The organism is Vibrio sp. 10N.261.51.A3, assembly GCF_041471965.1.
In the GTDB taxonomy this organism is placed as follows: domain Bacteria; phylum Pseudomonadota; class Gammaproteobacteria; order Enterobacterales; family Vibrionaceae; genus Vibrio; species Vibrio crassostreae_C.
The window spans coordinates 17179-34672 of the sequence record NZ_JBFRPK010000047.1; the positions used below are offsets into that span (position 1 = coordinate 17179).

13 protein-coding genes and 1 pseudogene are annotated in these 17494 nt (G+C 44.3%); 7 read left to right on the plus strand and 7 right to left on the minus strand.

The genetic code is table 11. The features are described from left to right. Positions 1 to 53 precede the first annotated feature (53 nt). From AB4371_RS12210 to AB4371_RS12220, 3 genes are read left to right on the plus strand one after another with little or no spacing between them, the layout of a single operon-like run. Entirely contained in the window at positions 54 to 764 is a 711-nt protein-coding gene (locus tag AB4371_RS12210; protein ID WP_136978713.1) for a response regulator transcription factor, read from the plus strand. Beyond that, positions 761 to 2014: a HAMP domain-containing sensor histidine kinase gene (locus AB4371_RS12215; protein WP_136978711.1), complete on the plus strand. Its 1254-nt coding sequence runs from the start codon at positions 761 to 763 to the stop codon at positions 2012 to 2014. The genes AB4371_RS12210 and AB4371_RS12215 overlap by 4 nt, the downstream gene beginning before the upstream one ends. Beyond that, a complete protein-coding gene (locus AB4371_RS12220; RefSeq protein ID WP_017064868.1) occupies positions 2014 to 2631 on the plus strand; it encodes a class I SAM-dependent methyltransferase in 618 nt (205 codons plus the stop codon). The genes AB4371_RS12215 and AB4371_RS12220 overlap by 1 nt, the downstream gene beginning before the upstream one ends. 144 nt (positions 2632 to 2775) lie before the next feature. Here AB4371_RS12220 and AB4371_RS12225 read toward each other — a convergent pair whose 3' ends face one another. Continuing rightward, a complete protein-coding gene (locus tag AB4371_RS12225; protein WP_017060606.1) occupies positions 2776 to 3918 on the minus strand; it encodes a DUF3541 domain-containing protein in 1143 nt (380 codons plus the stop codon). 282 nt (positions 3919 to 4200) lie between these two features. Between AB4371_RS12225 and AB4371_RS12230 the strand changes: the two genes are divergently transcribed. Both AB4371_RS12230 and AB4371_RS12235 read left to right on the plus strand, forming a co-directional pair. Next, positions 4201 to 5556: a diguanylate cyclase gene (locus AB4371_RS12230; protein ID WP_102398618.1), complete on the plus strand. Its 1356-nt coding sequence runs from the start codon at positions 4201 to 4203 to the stop codon at positions 5554 to 5556. 163 nt (positions 5557 to 5719) lie between these two features. Next, complete coding sequence (locus AB4371_RS12235; RefSeq protein ID WP_136978709.1) at positions 5720 to 7369, plus strand: DEAD/DEAH box helicase; 1650 nt, start codon at positions 5720 to 5722, stop codon at positions 7367 to 7369. Between the two features lie 567 nt (positions 7370 to 7936). Here the strand turns inward: AB4371_RS12235 and AB4371_RS12240 are convergent. Beyond that, entirely contained in the window at positions 7937 to 9466 is a 1530-nt protein-coding gene (locus tag AB4371_RS12240; RefSeq protein WP_081090203.1) for a DUF3612 domain-containing protein, read from the minus strand. 169 nt (positions 9467 to 9635) lie between these two features. Between AB4371_RS12240 and AB4371_RS12245 the strand changes: the two genes are divergently transcribed. Beyond that, complete coding sequence (locus AB4371_RS12245; protein ID WP_017060610.1) at positions 9636 to 10232, plus strand: malate synthase; 597 nt, start codon at positions 9636 to 9638, stop codon at positions 10230 to 10232. Positions 10233 to 10360: 128 nt separating this feature from the next. On the opposite strand, the gene AB4371_RS12250 is transcribed toward AB4371_RS12245, so the two are convergent. The 5 genes from AB4371_RS12250 to AB4371_RS12270 form a co-directional block, all read right to left on the minus strand. Next, positions 10361 to 11377, minus strand: a complete 1017-nt coding sequence (locus tag AB4371_RS12250; protein ID WP_017060611.1) for a GGDEF domain-containing protein — start codon at positions 11375 to 11377, stop codon at positions 10361 to 10363. A gap of 457 nt (positions 11378 to 11834) precedes the next feature. Continuing rightward, positions 11835 to 12047, minus strand: coding sequence for a cold-shock protein (locus AB4371_RS12255; protein ID WP_004740083.1), 213 nt, complete (start codon positions 12045 to 12047; stop codon positions 11835 to 11837). Between the two features lie 358 nt (positions 12048 to 12405). Beyond that, positions 12406 to 13683, minus strand: a complete 1278-nt coding sequence (locus AB4371_RS12260) for a cytosine deaminase (protein WP_102332003.1) — start codon at positions 13681 to 13683, stop codon at positions 12406 to 12408. Positions 13684 to 13692: 9 nt separating this feature from the next. Next, positions 13693 to 14931 (minus strand): cytosine permease, encoded by a 1239-nt coding sequence (codB, locus tag AB4371_RS12265; RefSeq protein ID WP_136978707.1) that lies wholly within the window; start codon positions 14929 to 14931, stop codon positions 13693 to 13695. Positions 14932 to 15612: 681 nt separating this feature from the next. After that, positions 15613 to 16665: an HlyD family secretion protein gene (locus AB4371_RS12270; protein WP_017064862.1), complete on the minus strand. Its 1053-nt coding sequence runs from the start codon at positions 16663 to 16665 to the stop codon at positions 15613 to 15615. Here AB4371_RS12270 and AB4371_RS12275 point away from each other — a divergent pair. Beyond that, positions 16664 to 17494: pseudogene (locus tag AB4371_RS12275) on the plus strand (helix-turn-helix domain-containing protein); the annotation flags it as partial. The gene AB4371_RS12270 and the pseudogene AB4371_RS12275 sit on opposite strands and share 2 nt — an antisense overlap.

Consider the following 17494-nt stretch of genomic DNA (forward strand, 5'->3'; position numbering starts at 1 on the left):
ATATTAAAGATCACTATAAAGCTACACTACAACTAACAATAGAGGTCGTCACGATGGCAGAATCCGTCACTAATAAATTCACAGATAAGCTTCAATTGCTTTTGGTTGAAGACGACCTCGATTTAGCCACTGCGGTTATTGATTACCTCGATTTAGAAGATATCCAGTGCGATCATGCAGCGAATGGTTTAGCTGGACTCAACCTCATCGAAGCAAACCGATATGACGCGGTAATTCTCGATCTCAATTTGCCTAAAATGAACGGCTTGCAGGTATGTGAGAATCTCAGAGCGCAGGGCATTGATACACCCGTTTTGATGCTCACTGCACGTGATACGCTTGATGATAAGCTGACAGGCTTTTCAAAAGGGGCCGATGATTACCTGGTGAAACCTTTTGCAATGGAAGAGTTGATTGTTCGAGTGCAAGTGTTGGCGAAGCGACGCAGTGGTCAGGTTCGCCGCTTGTCGGTAAGCGATTTGGAAATCGATCTCAAACAGCATCAAGCCTATCGCGATAATTCCCCTTTAAAGCTTTCGCCTACCGCACTCAAAATACTGGAAATCTTGATGCGTTCTAGCCCTGATCCTGTTTCTCGCGAGACCATCATGCAGGGCGTGTGGGGCGACGATCAACCAGACAGTAATAGCTTAAAAGTGCATATCTTCAATCTGCGTAAACAAGTCGATGCTGAACAAGACAATAAGCTGCTGCACACCATTGCGGGCAAAGGCTTTGCGATTAAGGAGTTACGACAAGAATGAAGATCAGACCAAGTCTAAGGATCTACGTTTTATTGGCGATTCTGGTTACAGGTGTGACGACGATTCTGGTTCTTTCTGCCTTGAGCGTAAATTACTTTGTCTCTGGGATGGATATCGCTATGCGTGGCTCTATGATTGCCCAAGCGCAACAAGATGCGGTAAAGCCGGGTAAGCCTATGACCAATCAAGAATTTACGGTGGCGACCCAATGGACCGACTTGCCACAAAGCATTCAGAACAACCTTAACCAGAGCGAACTGCAATTTAACCGCATGACCAAAATAATCATTGGCAAATCTATATTTTCACCTCCCGAGAAAGGCTATTTCGCCATGAAGGTGATGAAAGGTAATGAGGTTCGTTATGTTTCTGCGGTGTTTGCTCAAAAACATGACCCTTTCATTAATGATGAAGGGCTTCCGCACTTTATCACGATTCTTTTGACCGCACTGGGTGCGATTGTATTGTTTTTCGTTATCTTGGTTTTGGTGTTACGTAAGGTGGCATCGCCTGTTGAGCAGCTAAAGAACTGGGCCAAATCGCTAGATAAAGATAACCTCAATGAACCGACACCTGATTTTCACTTCAGTGAACTGAACACCTTGGCTAACATCATTCGTGATAGTTTGAGTTCGGTTCAAAACAGCTTAGAACGAGAGCAGAAATTTTTGGGTTACGCGAGCCACGAATTACGTACTCCTATTGCGGTCACAAGAACAAATAGTGAACTGCTAGAGAAGCTGATTCAAAAGGGTAAGAGCCCAGAAAAGCAGCTTGAAGTGATAGACCGAATCAAGCGCGCGGGTTTCACCATGACAGCCCTGACAGAAACCTTGTTGTGGCTTACCCGACAACAAGACAAAGATCTGCCTCTGGAAAACGTACATCTCGGCGAACTGCTGCAACAAATAAACCACGATTTAAGCTATCTATTGAATGGCAAAGCCGTGGCTGTGAACCTTGAAAGCGACGATACACAATGCCAGTTGCCAGTCGGACTCACTCGCATCGTGCTGACCAATTTGATTCGCAATGCTTTCCAACACACAGGAAGCGGTACCGTGGGTATCGTTCAGGTAGGCTCGAAAGTCACCATTGTTAATCACAACACTGACGGCACGATAGAAGACAATCATTTGGGCTTTGGTCTAGGGTTAGAGCTCACCGAAAAGCTGCTCGCGCAATATCAATGGCAATACCATAACCAAGAGCTGGCTGGTGGTCGTGAAGTGTGGGTGGATTTCTCTTAATGCACTGGCTCGATCGTTGGAAGGTGTATCGCTATCATCGAAAACAGACTAACCGCTCGAATGGCGACAAGGCTAAAGCTTTAGGTTGGACTAGCGAAGAGAGTCAATTGTGTCGCTTTGAAGTAATCGCTCGTGCGGCGGACTTCGAAAAGAAGAGTGTTTTAGATTTGGGTTGCGGCTATGGCGAGCTGTTTGAACTGCTCGACAGCATCTATCGTATTCAATCTTATACCGGCGTTGACCAACACGCAGGCTTTCTTAAGAAGGCGAAGCAAAACTACACAGAAGATCGTTGTCAGTTTTTGGCGGGTGATATGAGCAAAATGAACCTTGAGGCGCACGACATTGTCATCGCTAGTGGTTCACTGAACTACATCTCTCGTGATTCTGATTATCTGACAAACATGATTACTCGCATGTATGAACTGGCGAATCAGACGGTGATTTTTAATCTTCTCAACTCAAGCCAGTATCCTTCGCGTAATACCTTGATGAGTTATCACCCTCAAGGTGTCTATCGTTTCTGTAAAACGCTCTGCGATGATGTCTCTTTAACGGAGGGCTACGCAGAAGGGGATTTTACGATAGTGATGAACAAAGCCGTGTCAGGAGCTTGATGTCGTCTTTGTTTTTATCTTTACGCAGGTTTTGATATTAACAACTTTTGATACGAGTACTGACGTAGTAAACAGCAAAAAGCCGCAGCCTTGAAAGGTATGAGGCTTTTTGGGTTCTATGATGAACCTAGGCTAGGTATGTTGCTAGTTCTTCGGTGGTTGGTTTTTAATGAGTCCGTAAGGGATGTTAGTAAACACCTTAGGGTTGCCTTCATAAGTCGGCGCTTCATTCACTTGCTGCCAATCGAGTAGCATGATTGCTAATACGTTGCGGTGTTCACCGTACTCAAGGTCAAAATCGCCAGTAATTGAAGGGATCATGCCTTGTTTCTCATCGATTGAAGCTTGAATCGCGAGTCGAGTTTTCTCTAGAACTGGGTCATCTTCTAAACCTGCCAATAAGAAGGTTAATCCAACCTCAGCAATCACATCTTCTTTCGCACGCAGCAGAATCGTATCGATGTTTTCTCTAAAGTAATCGTAGATCCATTGATGGTCTTGTTCGCTTACTTGATGTTGGTAATATTCTGAGTCGCCGAAGATGACGTGTGTCATACCATAGATCTTATTGCCGAATTGCTGGCTTGAGAGTTTTTTGTCTTTATCGTCTGGATACGCTTTTTTGAAGGTATCGACAAACTCATCAACGACATCCTGCTCACCCAGTTGGCGCAACCAGTAAACCTGATTCGCTAATTGAGCGGCCCACGCTTTCACCATGTCTTCATTGGTCACGTATCGTGAGAAGTCATAGCGACGAATGATTTCGCGTAGCTTGGCATCGTTCTTGTGTTCTAAACCGTATTCGTTAGCACGAGCCATAGAGCCTAGAAGGTCAACACCAAGGTAAAGGTATTCAGGCATGTGCTTGGTGATGTTGTAGCGTCGAATACTGCGCTCATCGTTATCACCAATATAAGATGCAACTCGCTTCTCTGAGTAGAGTACGATTTGTTCCATGGTTTGAACGTCATTCGACAGGGTGCTGAGCTTGCTTGCCACTCGAGCCATGTCGCTCCACACCGCCGCTGAATACTTATCGTCTAATGTTTGACGATACATGCGCAGCCCGTAGTGACCTTCTTTGAATGCAGGCAGGGTGTAAAGCTGGCTTTCGTAGGTGGTGCGAATTAGGTCTGCAGATTGCTTGAAAGATTGTTCTTGAGAATTGAGCGAATCTGCTTGGGATTGAACGTTCACTGCGGTTGGCGCTTGAACGTTTTCTTGTGCGTGAACGGCAACCGAGGCTGATAGCAATGTACACAGTGTGATAGTTTTTAACTTCATGTCGTGAGGTACCAAGCTGATTATTAGTCTATGTAAAATAACATTGATGAATCCTTCAATGTAAGCGTGAGTCAATACAATGTAAGCTTTATAAGGTTCACTAACCCTTTTTGATTAAACCATTCGTTTAGTAAAGAAGTTTGAAGTGATGGATCACTCAATATTTGATAGATAGTCGACGTCAGTATGGATTTTTAATGACTTAGCGGCATACTGGGGCAATAAGCCAGAAATGAGCCGTTATAAGGCAGTATATAGAACAATAGTGTTAGAGGTTCGTAAATGCCAAGTGGTTCTAGCAAGCAGTGGTCTGCCAGAGTAGTATCTTTTCTTTTTTTCCTTGCGATAGTAAGCGCAATTGAGTTCTTTCATGCCAAGCAATTAACTTTTCTTAAAAACGAATCGTATTCAGAGGCAAAAAAGCAACTATCCATTATTCGTTCTCGGATTGAAGCCGCGATCGTGTCAGATATGTATATCCTCAATAATTTCTCGACCTTAGTGACCATCAACCCCGATGGTGAGGTGAAAAATTGGGATAAGATTGCTGAGAATATCATTCAAGATGGCTTCCATATTCGACTTATCGGACTCGCCAAAGACGACATTCTAAACTTTGTTTACCCGATGGAAGGTAATGAGCAGATTCTCGGTATTAATTATCGTGATCACCCAAATCAATGGGAGTCTGTTGAGATAGCCCGTAATCTTGGCAACACCTTTATTGCCGGTCCTTTTGAGCTGTTTCAAGGTGGACAAGCCCTCATTGCACGCACTCCGATCTTCCGAGACCCGCCTTTCAATCAAGATTACTGGGGTGTCTCCAGTGCTGTTATCGGTTTAGATGAGCTGTTTGAAGATGTTGGAATCGGCAAGATAGAGAACAAGTATGAATTAGCAATTCGTGGTGCAAACAGTTCAGGGAAAGATGGCGCTGTCTTTTATGGCACTCAGGATGTGTTCGATAATGCGTTCGCCACTGAACAGGTGAGTTTCCCATACGGGGGTTGGTACCTTGCTCTCTCCGGTAACGAACATGTATTGATGGATGAGCCTTGGTATCGAATCCAAGCGGTAAGGCTGGTAGGCTACTCCATTATATTAGTGTTGGCGTTTGCCTTCTTTACTATTTATCGTCTGTACCGGATTGCAGATAGCCGCTCTATGCATGATGAGCTAACGATGTTACCGAATCGTCGATACTTCATGTATAGCCTCAAGCAGGCCTTCAAAACCACTCAAAAACAGAGAGCGAGAACCTTTGCTGTTGTAAATATCGACCTCGATGGGTTTAAAGCAATCAACGACACTTATGGTCACGCGGCAGGCGATCAGGTATTGATCGAGTGTGCTAACCGCATAAGAAGTGAGCTGCGTGTTTCAGATATCGTTGCAAGGATAGGCGGTGATGAGTTCTTGGTCTTGTTGCCACGCATTATCGATGATCAACACGTATCTTCAATCGTGACTAAACTACGAAAGGCGATATGCTCGGCGCCAGTTGTGTACGAAGCGCACTCTATTTATCTCAGAATCAGTGTGGGTTGGGTTATTCACAATAGTAACTACAATGATGTCGATGCGCTCTTGAAAGCCGCTGATGAAAAAATGTACGAACAGAAGCGACAAGTTATCTAGGTTGAATTTTAGCTGCGATTAGAATTTAGTTGCTGAATGGGGGGAAAAGCCTCAGAATACCGCGCTTTGCTCCGTATCAATGTATTTGATGAGCAAAAGCTGAAGCAACGCACTTTTTAACGTGTTGCTCATACTAAATGTTATTCAACTGAGAAAATAATCTATGAGTTTTACCTCCCTTGGCCTTTCTGAACCGATCCTTAAAGCTATTGAAGCACAAGGTTACGATAAGCCATCACCAATACAAGAGAAAGCCGTGCCAGCTGTCCTAACGGGCAAAGATGTTATGGCCGCTGCTCAAACAGGTACAGGTAAAACTGCAGGCTTCACGCTACCTATTCTTGAAATGTTATCGAAAGGTACTCGCGTACGTCAGAACCAAGTTCGTGCGCTCGTGCTAACGCCAACTCGTGAGCTTGCTGCGCAAGTGAATGGCAGCGTAGTGAAGTACGGTATTAACTTACCGCTGACTTCGACGGTAGTGTTTGGTGGTGTGAAGATTAACCCTCAGATGCAAAAACTGCGTAAAGGTAGTGACGTGTTGGTGGCAACACCTGGTCGTCTACTTGACCTATACAACCAAAATGCAGTGCGTTTTGACCAACTAGAAATCCTAGTGCTAGATGAAGCGGACCGCATGCTAGACATGGGTTTCATCCGCGATATTCGTAAGATCTTAGCTTTCTTGCCTAAGAAGCGTCAGAACCTACTGTTCTCAGCGACGTTCTCTGATGATATCCGCAGCTTAGCGAAAGGCTTGGTGAACAATCCTGTTGAGATTTCAGTAAGCCCTGCAAACTCAACGGCAAAAACGGTTGAGCAAAGCATCTACCCAGTAGACAAAAAGAAAAAGAGCGCAATGCTAGCGAAGCTAATCAAAGATAACGATTGGCAACAAGTGTTGGTGTTCAGCAAGACGAAACACGGTGCGAACAAGCTTGCTCGCTTCCTTGAAGAGCAAGACATCACTGCTGCACCTATCCATGGTAACAAGAGCCAAGGTGCACGTACTAAAGCCTTAGAGAACTTCAAAACAGGTAAGGTACGAGTACTTGTTGCAACTGATATCGCCGCTCGTGGTATCGATATCCCGCAACTGCCTCAAGTAGTTAACTTCGATCTTCCTCATGTATCAGAAGACTATGTACACCGTATCGGTCGTACTGGCCGTGCAGGTGAAGTAGGTAAAGCGATTTCATTGGTTTGTGCTGATGAAGTGGGTGAGCTGTTCGGTATTGAACGCCTGATTCAACAAGTGCTAGAGCGTCGTGAACTGGAAGGTTTCTCTCCAGTAAATAAGTTACCTGAGTCTCGCTTGGATTCACGTCCAATCAAGCCTAAGAAACCGAAGAAAGCAAAACAGCCACGTGAACATGCTGATGGTCAACGCTCTGGTGATAACGCTCGCGGGCACAAGCCAGCAGGTAAGAACAAGCGTCATGTAGCTGGTAATGGTTCGGCTCCAAAGCGTAAGCCGACATCTGGTAAGAAACCTGCTGAAAACAACTCAGCTGCGACAACTGAAGATAAATCAGTAAGAAACAACGGCAGCAACTTTAAACGCGGTAGTGCGGGCAATAAACCTGCTGCAAATAACGCAGGTGCTCAGAACACTCTGAGCAAACCAAGCGGTGCGGGTAAATCTAACGGTACTGGTAAGCCAAACAACGCGGGTAAACCTGCAGGCAAACCTAAGAAGTCTGGTTACGGCGGTAGCTACGGCCCAAGCAAGTCGTCAAATAAGCCGATAAGCAACAAACCTTCGACAAACAAACCGTCTCGAAGCCGTTCTAAGCCAGCTCCTCAGAAGTAATCTTTTCTGAGATATTGAAAGAGCAACGAACATGAGTCGCTTTATAAAAAGGCGTCTCGTGGGTTAAGTTCTTTCTGTCATAGAAATCGAATAAGCGCGAATATTGAATCTCAATGTTCGCGTTTTTTTATGGGCGTTGTTTAGGGTGTTGTTTATGTTGAGTAACCGTATAGCTTGAGTAAGCTAGGGGAGGTTTATTGCTGTTTAAAGTGATTGAATCTAAGGGAAATATGACATTTTTGGGAAGGGTAATGAATCTTTAATTATTCATTAATAATAACATAATCACTAGCGTTTTTGTTGAATTTTGCAATTTGCAATTCCAGTTTGCAAAACAAACAAGGATATCCGGCCAATACGTGTCCAGATGCGTAGTAAATACGTGTTTTAAAAGTTGGCACGCATGCTGCATTAGTAATGGTGACCCTTCTTAAGCCGAGGGTCACCTAGCCAACTGACGTTGTTAGTGAACCTTTTTTGTTCACACAAAATATATGACCAATCACCCTTATTGTGATTGGTTTTTTTTTGCCTGAAATTTAGGTTCTATTTTTTGTTATTACTTTTTTACTCACCACACTTAGAGTAACAGCTTGGTTGGCGTGGGCATTCTCCACCTCTGGAGCAGATAAGCCTCGCCTCTGTCTCAATCCCACGTTCAATCCAATTTATATTTAGAATCTTGGCTATTGTCGTGAGATCTTTTTTGATGTTACGCGGAATTGCCACAGAGCCACCATTGTTAACGCATGACGCTTTAAGCTGCTCTGCTATGTCTCTTGAATTACCGCCTTGAGCATCAATTGCAGGGTTGAGATCTATACCAGCACACAACACACGATTGTTACCCGCAGGATCCGTCATATTGATGGATTCACAGCAGTAGATTCTTGGCTCATCACCCACGTTCAAAATGGAGATTTGAGCCGAGCTTCCCGCTCGAGGTTCGGATAATCGACGGAACACAGCCCAATGTTGACATGGGTCAGCGACCGTTCTCATATTTCCCCAAGGTAGCGGAATCCCGTTCCCGCGATATACCGCCTTGAGTTTCCCCGGCCCATAAGCATCAAAGTAGTGCCAGTGAGGGTAGGGCGATACTACAGTCATTCGACGCATCGCAACAGAGGGGGAAACCCCTGCTCTTTTGTGAACGTCGATTTCGTAACCAGTGCGGTCAAGTAGCTGCCTAAACGGGACTTTCGGGCACAGAAGTGCGCCAGCAAAGAAGCTGGATTCAAAGTCTCGCCATGCTTGAAGAATATCTTGGGAGTTGAGCTGTGAAGAGCCTGATACCTGGTTGTCGTCCCACGTGTTGTTGTTACCGACCGACAACACACTCTTTAGGCCTTCTTTGCTGTGCAGAATGCAATGACCGATATAAACCGAAAGGTCGTATTTCAGACGAGTTGGATACTCTTTAAGAATCTCGTTTAAGAAGATAGTACCGGGAGGCTCAAAGAAGGAGGTCACTAACTGCTTAGCGTTAATTCCGAGCTCATCGACGACGTCTTGCGGCGTGCGCGTCACCCAGCGGATGTTGATTCCTAGGCTTCTAGCGATGTCTATCAGGTCTTCTACGCTGAGGTTAAGACGTTTTAAGCCTACCTCTTCCGCAGCGCGCTCAAGGTCAGGGAAGTGGTTCTGGTTGCTCTCTTGGTGTGCTCGAATCAAGAGGTGCGCAAACTGGCGGCCTGAAATGCCCGTTTGTGACAGCATCTCAGGAATCGCAATTTGCAGGATGTCGTTTGAGAATAGGAAGCTCGGCTCGAGCGCCATGCCACTTATCCCACCACGATTCCCCTTATCAGGAGCAATGGCTTGTTGTTCAGATTCGTCGTCGAGGAACCACGTCGGATTCTTCTGAAAGACCTGTGCAATCACTTCCAGCATATCGATGCTCGGAACCCGCTTTCCACGTTCAATCATTGAAAGGTAAGAAACGGAAGGAGCACATTCTGGGTCGATTCTAATACAACGCGCAGACAGGTCTTCCATCGTTAAATGGTTACGTTTTCTTAGGTTACGTATTTTCGTACCTAGGAAATGTGACTGACGAACTAAACTTTTTGACAAGGCCATATTTGTAAAATTCACATTGTAAAATTTTTGTTGTGAAATTGTATGTAAAAAAGCGCTAATCTACAAACTAAGCAATTCACAAAATGACAAATAAATTAAACGTTAGTTTGGAATAATTGCTCTAGGACACATTTTTGCTGTAGAAATCGGTGGTTATCACCGGACTGGTCAAGAGGGAAAGACTATGAATATGCTTACATTCGATAAAACAGAAATCCAAAAACAATCAAAGCCATTTATCGCTGAAGCTGTCTTTGCCGTGGAGACAATCAATGCTAATCAGCAAACTGAAAAGCAAGTGAAAGCAAAGCAGCTGCTTGATCGACTATTCCCACTAGAGAATGGCTCACATCAAGACGTAACTAGCTACGTAGTCGATTACCGCCATATTATGGCTTACTTTAAAGACGGTCAGCACAGCGGTCTGAAGCACCCTAAGCAGTTTGTAGCGTACATGGGTGAGAAGAACGACCCAGACTCTATCTTGTTTCGAGATGGCAGTGGCAGCCACCTAGAGGTGATGTTTGGTTGCCACAAAGGGACAGGTTGTATTGAGCTAGTAGAAATTGATGATATTCAGTTGGAATCATGCACCACGTTTGGCCAATCACCAATGGAAGCAACAACCACAATGCGTGAAGAGACCATTGCAGCGATGCGCCACTGGATCAGTTTGATTCAAGGTGACGCAAAGGGTAAACCAAAGGCATGCAGTGAAGATAAAGAGTTCAGAGCAAAGAGTGGTGAAGACTACTGCTTGAATTATTGCTTCCAGATCTAACGGTGAATCCTAGTTAGCTAAAGTAATTTATACAACTAAAGAAAAAGCCCCGAAGATAATGAACTTTGGGGCTTTCTAGTCTCAATACGAGCCGACTAATATGTCGATAAGAGCATTGTTGGTGTGTTTTACAAAGGCATGACTCGGTTACGGCCAAGTGATTTCGCTTCATAAAGTAGCTTATCAGCACGTTCAATCAGCGATTGAGCTGATTCGCCGGGTTCAAGTTCAGCGACACCAAACGATGCAGTGATACTGCCGACTTGTTGACCACTGCGGCGATCTTTAATCGACAGCTTTTCTAGAGAGCGACGATTGGTATCAGCGAGTTGACGAGCAATACGCAAAGACTTGTTAGGCACAATCAGCGCGAACTCTTCACCACCAAATCGATAGGCAGAAATACCTTCACGGCAACTTAACTTCAGCTTGCGAGCGATCGCTTTAAGCACCATATCGCCAAACAAGTGGCCATAGGTGTCGTTGAAATTTTTAAAGTGGTCGATATCGAGAAGAATCAGACACAAAGATTGTTGTGCTTCACACAGGGTTTCTATGTCACGGTCGAAAGAGCGACGGTTATAGAGTGTGGTTGTACTATCGAAAAGCGCATCTTTCTGAACTTCTACTAACTGGGTTTTTAGCTTGGTGATCTCTGAGGTTGCAGAGTTTAGCTGAGAGTTTAAAAACTGAGTAGAGTGACGAATATGACGGGATTCAGACACCAGCTGTCGAACTAAGGACATGACTTCATCAATAGATAGGCTTTCATTATCAACACGAGCCAAGTCCTCGAAGCTTTTATCGATCATGTCAGAAAAAGCGGAGGTGTCGGTCAGGGTGTCATTCATTGAATTGGAAACTTCAGAAACTAACAGTTCCAAATTAGCGCGAAGGTCATTGATATTGGTTTCGGATTTGCTGGCAACATAATTGTTGTATAGCTGCTCACCAACGGCAGGAGGACAAATACCGTAGTGTTCTAAAACACCATCCATGTCTTGAGTCAGCTGGGGAATAGCGTTATCGACATAGGTGTACCAAAGTGCGTAATTTGCAGGTGTCGTTGACACCCTGTTCTTCATCATAAGAGGCACCGCTTTTTTTAGATTTGCGGTGGATTTCTGAAATTCGTCTTTGTTCATTATTTTTACTGCAGATACCAAAACAACTAAGCCACTTGCGAACAAGGTTAGCGGATTTCGAAGGTCTTTGCTTTAAAAATTATATGATTAGTGGATGAGGGTTGGATAAATAACTCATTTTTATTATGAATATCGATTGCGTATTCATAAGCGTAATCTAATGGATTGTTCTTTAACCATATTTGGGCTTATCAAACTTTCGGCGTAGCGTGAGTTAGTATCAAAAGATTACTGAGAATTAAGTGTTGTCTAGGGAAGTGCATACAAAAAGTGACGTAAATTGATCGTTGAGCTTTAATTGAGAAAGTCTAGGTTGAGGACGCTTGGCTGGTGATTTGCATTTGTTCAGAGTTTACGGGGGAAAGCCTGTATCGAGAGGGGAAATGTTTATAAGCAGGCATAAAAAAGCGCCGATAAAAATCAGCGCTTTAAAATTCTTTTTAGCTATAAGAGCTAATTATTGAGCAACAACGTTTGCTGCTTGTAGGCCTTTTTGACCATTTTCAACTTCGAAAGAAACCTTTTGGCCTTCTTTCAGAGTTTTGAAGCCTTCAGAAACGATTGCACGGAAGTGTACGAATACGTCAGCGCCGCCGTTGTCTTGAGAAATGAAACCGAAACCTTTCTCTTCGTTAAACCATTTTACAGTGCCAGTATTTGTGTTAGACATAATTTGTCCCTTATTCATAAATTTTCTAAGTTGTTGATTGCATTTAATGCAATGCGCTGATAATTGAATTATTTAATATTGCTAAGAAATAAGGAAAAACTACTTACAAAAACGGGTAACGATTTTACATGTCAATTTTTTACTATTCATCTAACTTAAATAACTCCGGCTAACAGAGCGAGAGCATGTTAACACAGTCTTTTGAGATGTACACGCATTGCTTAAGAAATTTGTGCTTTTTTTGTCATACCGTGCGAATGTACAAGATTTACACTGATTTAGTGATAGTTTTGTCGCTTCGTCCAACACAACAAAAGGAAGCATCCCAGCTTCCTTTTGATCATTAGTATAGACGATATTAACGCTTAAAGTTGATATCTTCAGTTTGATCTAAATTTATTTTTGTTTTCGCTGGTTGAGTCTCTGCAATCACCTTACCGTGGCGTATTGAGTACTGCACTGGTACTTGGCGGCGTACTGCATCAAAGCCATTGTCAGCAGGAAGAATCAGCAAGCTACCTGGCTTACCTTCTTCGATACCGAAGTTGTCTTGAATGTTCAATGTGCGAGCAGAGTTCTTGCTGATCAAATCAAGTGAGTTGTTGATTTGGTCGTAGCCCATAACCTGTGTTACATGCAGTCCCATGTGCAGAACTTGAAGCATGTTCGCTGTGCCCAGTGGGTACCATGGGTCAAACACATCATCGTGGCCAAAACAAACGTTGATGTCTGCTGCTAGCATCTCTTTAACGCGCGTTACACCGCGGCGTTTCGGGTAATCGTCGAAACGGCCCTGTAAGTGAATGTTCACTAGCGGGTTTGCCACGAAGTTGATACCTGACATCTTCAATAGACGGAACAGGCGAGATGTGTAAGCACTGTTGTACGAACCCATTGCAGTGGTGTGGCTAGCAGTTACTTTCTCGCCCATTTCAAACTTATGAGCAAGGGCTGCTAATGTTTCCACAAAGCGAGACTGTTCGTCGTCGATTTCATCACAGTGAACGTCGATCAGACAGTCGTACTTGCGTGCAAGCTCGAACACATAATGCAAAGATTCAACCCCGTATTCACGAGTGAATTCGAAGTGAGGGATAGCACCGATAACGTCAGCGCCGATCTTCACTGCTTCTTCAAGCAACTCTTTGCCGTTAGGGTATGAAAGAATACCTTCTTGAGGGAATGCAACGATCTGGATGTCGACCCACTCTTTCATCTCTTCACGAACTTCAACCATCGCTCTTAACGCAACGAGTGTTGGGTCAGACACATCAACGTGTGTACGAACGTGTTGAACACCGTTAGCTATCTGCCATTTCAGTGTTTGCTTGGCACGAGACTTTACGTCTTCGATTGATAGCAGTTCTTTGCGCTCAGCCCAACGCTCAATACCTTCAAACAAAGTGCCAGAGATGTTCCAGTTAGGCTCACCAGCAGTTTGAGTAGTATCTAGGTGGATGTGCGGTTCACAGAAAGGAGTAACTGCAATGCCACCTTCAGCATCAAGGATGTCGCCTTGATGATTGATTTGCGCGCCATTATCGAGAATGCGAGAAAATTGACCATTTTCAATCAGAATCTGTTTCAAGCCTTCTTGGTCTTGAAGTTTCGCGTTCTTGATTAATAAGGTTGTCATAGTGTGTCCTTAAGCGGCCTGAGATTTCAGAGCTTTGTTGTTCAATAGAGGATTAAGCACGAGGTAACTGATTGCACCACCTAACACTGCGTTCAAAGGAACAACGCCAGGTAGGAAGTGACCAGCGGCTACGCCTGTTGCTACCGCGATAATGCCAGCCCAGTTAACGGTTTGGAACTCTGCATTTGCAAAATCTTTGTAACGTTTACGGTTCGCGAAGAAGTCGGCGATGATTACGCCACCAATGGGTGGAATCGCCAGCGAAAGGAAGGTTAACCAACCAACGAAGTTGTTGTATAACCAAAGTGCGAAAATCGTACCGATAATGCCGTTAATGATTGACATTGTAGTACTTGAGCGACCAGTGATGTTAGATAAACCCAAACCGGATGCATAAAGTGCATTTTCATTGGTTGTCCAGATATTCAAGCCAAGCACGATGATGGCTGGAAGCAGCAGACCTTGCGCGATCATCACATCTGAAATATCAGCCTGACCGGTTGCTGCTGCTCCTGCTGCGCCGAAGATAAACATCAGCGAGTTACCGATGAAGAACGCAACCATAGTAATTAATACTGCGCTTGCTGGCTTTTTACCAAAGCGAACGAAATCGGCCGTTAACGTACCCGCACTTACGAACGAACCTACAACCATTGCAAGAGCCATTGAAAAGTCCATTGGCGTCTCTGGTTTAATAAGTTGCAATTGCTCTAGTCCACCAACACTGTCTACCGCAGTCAGTACTGAGTAACCACCCAGAATCGCAATCGCAGGCACTGCAATCGCTGAAAGCACCATTAGCGCTTGAATGCCGAAGTACACTGTACCCGTCATCAATAAGCCAGATACGATAATCAAGGTGTTGGTATCAATGCCCGTTGCTTTTTGTACTGGAATAGCAAACATCGCAACACCCACACCAAACCAACCGACTTGTGTACCACCAAGTAAAGCAGAAGGAAGCCATGAGCCTTTAGTACCGAAAGAGAAACGAGCAAGGAGGTGGGTAGAGAGGCCAGTAGATGAGCCGATGTAGCCAAGAAAAGAAGTGTAAATACCGAGGATTAGGTTACCGATGAGAACGGCGAGGAAGAAATCGTTGAATGAAAGACCTGTCCCGAGTGAACCACCTGTCCACATACTTGCAGAGAAGAAAGTGAGTCCAAGCATTACCATGGTGAGTGAAGCGACTCCTTTCCTAGCCGATGTAGGAACCGGCCCTAGACTGTAGTTATTATCAGCAGCCATTTTTTACCTCCGCAAATGATCAAAATTAAAATTAACGGTCGCCGTATTGCAGGCAAACTTGCGCATTATGGTGATATAAATCACATAGTCAATGCTAATTATTGTCAATAATTGCCCATAAAAACCAGTTATTGCAGTAATTATCTTGTAAAACATAGGGTTATTTTCTGTCTTTATTTAAAAAAAACAAATAGAAAACGTTTTCTATAATGCGTTGGTTATCTGCTGTTCTTGGTTGGCTATGAATGCTTATTATTATACGTCTGAATGGGTGTCTGTATCGAAAAAGAGGGCGGTTGGCCAAACTGCAGGCAAAAAAATAGCCAATCGCAATAATCGCAATTGGCCTATATATTTTGTGAACAAGAATAGGTTCACTAACAACGTCAGTTGGCTAGGTGACCCTCGGCTTAAGAAGGGTCAATATATACATTGCAGTTAGTGTGCCAACTTTTAAAACCACGTAAAACGGCAGTTTTATAGCAATCTGGTGCGTATTTGAGCGTTTAATTTGCGTTTTTGAAATACCCAATTGCAAAATGCAATTGCGATTTGCAACTTTAGAGTGTTTATTCGTTTTTTGGGTTTGTGTTCTTTCTGGCGACGAATGGTGAAATAAACAAAAAGCCCGTGCGATCTAAGAGCGCACGGGCTTGGGTATTGTTTCACCAATAGGAAGTATTAGATGGAGTAGAAGAAGTACAGTTGAGACTTCATTCTAATGATGATCCCGCGTATTACGTCTAGGAACGCCATAAAGCTGATAGGCTTCTCACCGCTTACCCACGCTAATCCGACAGAGCCAACAGGAATATCGTAACCCTCTGCCTCATCAATTTTTAAACGAACAAAGTGGTGCTTGTTCTGAAGGTTTTTGCCTGTGGTAACACGAACCTGCTCATCGATACCCAGCAAACTTGCTTGCGCTTCACCAGTGGCTTCTACAATGCCTTCTACGGTTGCAGAGAACACTTTTCCTGGGTATACCGCTGTCGCAAATTCCGCAGGTTGACCGACCTTAATATTACGAATCGCTTGGTGGTTAACTCGCATCAGCACGTACTTCTCTTCGGTATACATCTGTATACGAGGCATCATTGAAACACGCTGACCTTCACGAAGAATAAAGTTCGTTACAAAGCCGTCAGTCGGTGCCGTGACTTTGGTGCTGTTCAAGTCCCATTGTGCTTGTGCCAGTGTTGCCTTTGCTGAATCGACCTCAGTTTGCTTCTTGCTCACATTGGTTTCAGCTTTGTGGATGTTCAACTTCGCATTCTCGGCATCGACTTCTTTCTTGCTAAGCTGAGATTCCAATGTCGTAACGTTATACGTCGCTAAGTCTACCTTTGCTGTTTGTTGGTCGATGTCAGTTTCAGTGATCGTATGTTCTACCACTTTGTTTTGCTTCTGGTAACGATCAAGCGTCTTTGACTGCAGTACTAAGTCTGTTTTAGCCGAATCTATTTGTGCGACTGAAGCTTTGATGTCTTCAAGCGCCGATTGATAGCTGACTTTTGCAATGCTCACTTCTTGACGAGCTGTGTCTAAAGCGACCTCTGCAGATTCAAGTTGAACGCTGGCTTTGTCTCTTGCGATGACATATTTGGTGTCATCAATTTCGTAAATTAGTTGTCCTTCAGTCACATCCTGGTTCGGGTGGATGTGGACTTTGGACGTTTTTCCCGACACATTAGTTGAATCTGGACGCAGCTGAATATGTGGAGATTGAACCACTGAGCCTCCCGATATTATCTTGAAGCTGGCTGATAGAGTGGATATTGAAAGGCTAGGTCCTCTCTCTAACTGGTTTTTCTCGGGGCACGATCTGGCGTCGTCTATACGCCGAGTTAACATCGGGTTGCACTGTTTGCAGTCCGGGGCTTTTCTATATGGCGCTCAAGTCGGTAATTTCATCAAATGGTGCTACGACAATCCTGCTTATACTGAGGTGGGTAAAGTTCATGACTCAATTCGAGTTGCCATCTTTATGATGAAGATATTAAGGCGTTACTTGGGAGACGACTTTACTCCCGCAGCCGTCTCTATCGCAGGTTATCGCGAGAACACTCAACTCTATCAAGAGTATTTTGGGTGCAATATTCAGTGGGGCCAGCCACGAACTGAAATCTGGATACCAAGCCAGTCGAGGTTATCGAGCAATCAAGCCCCTTCTAGCGGCAAGATGAGCTTGGCAATGAACTTTCATGACTTAGATAATTACCTCAACATGCCTGATGCCGCGGATGAGCATAAGGTGACCTATGAGATGATCAATTACAGTCGCCATTTCGGCCTGCCAACACTGCATAAAGTGTCGAGTTTGCTTGGGTTATCTGAACAGCAATTTCAACGTCGATTGCATAACTTAGGCATCAACTTTTCTACCATTATGGGCTATGCGTTAAGTAATGTGGCGGTGGAGTTGTTGATGTATTCAGTGCCAATAGATAAAGTCGCGACGAGGCTCGGCTATACCAATGTCGCGAGCTTTAATCGGATGTTTAAGAAACATCGAGGTTTGACACCCAAGCAATATCTTGAGCGCCTAAAAACTGGCCTGTAA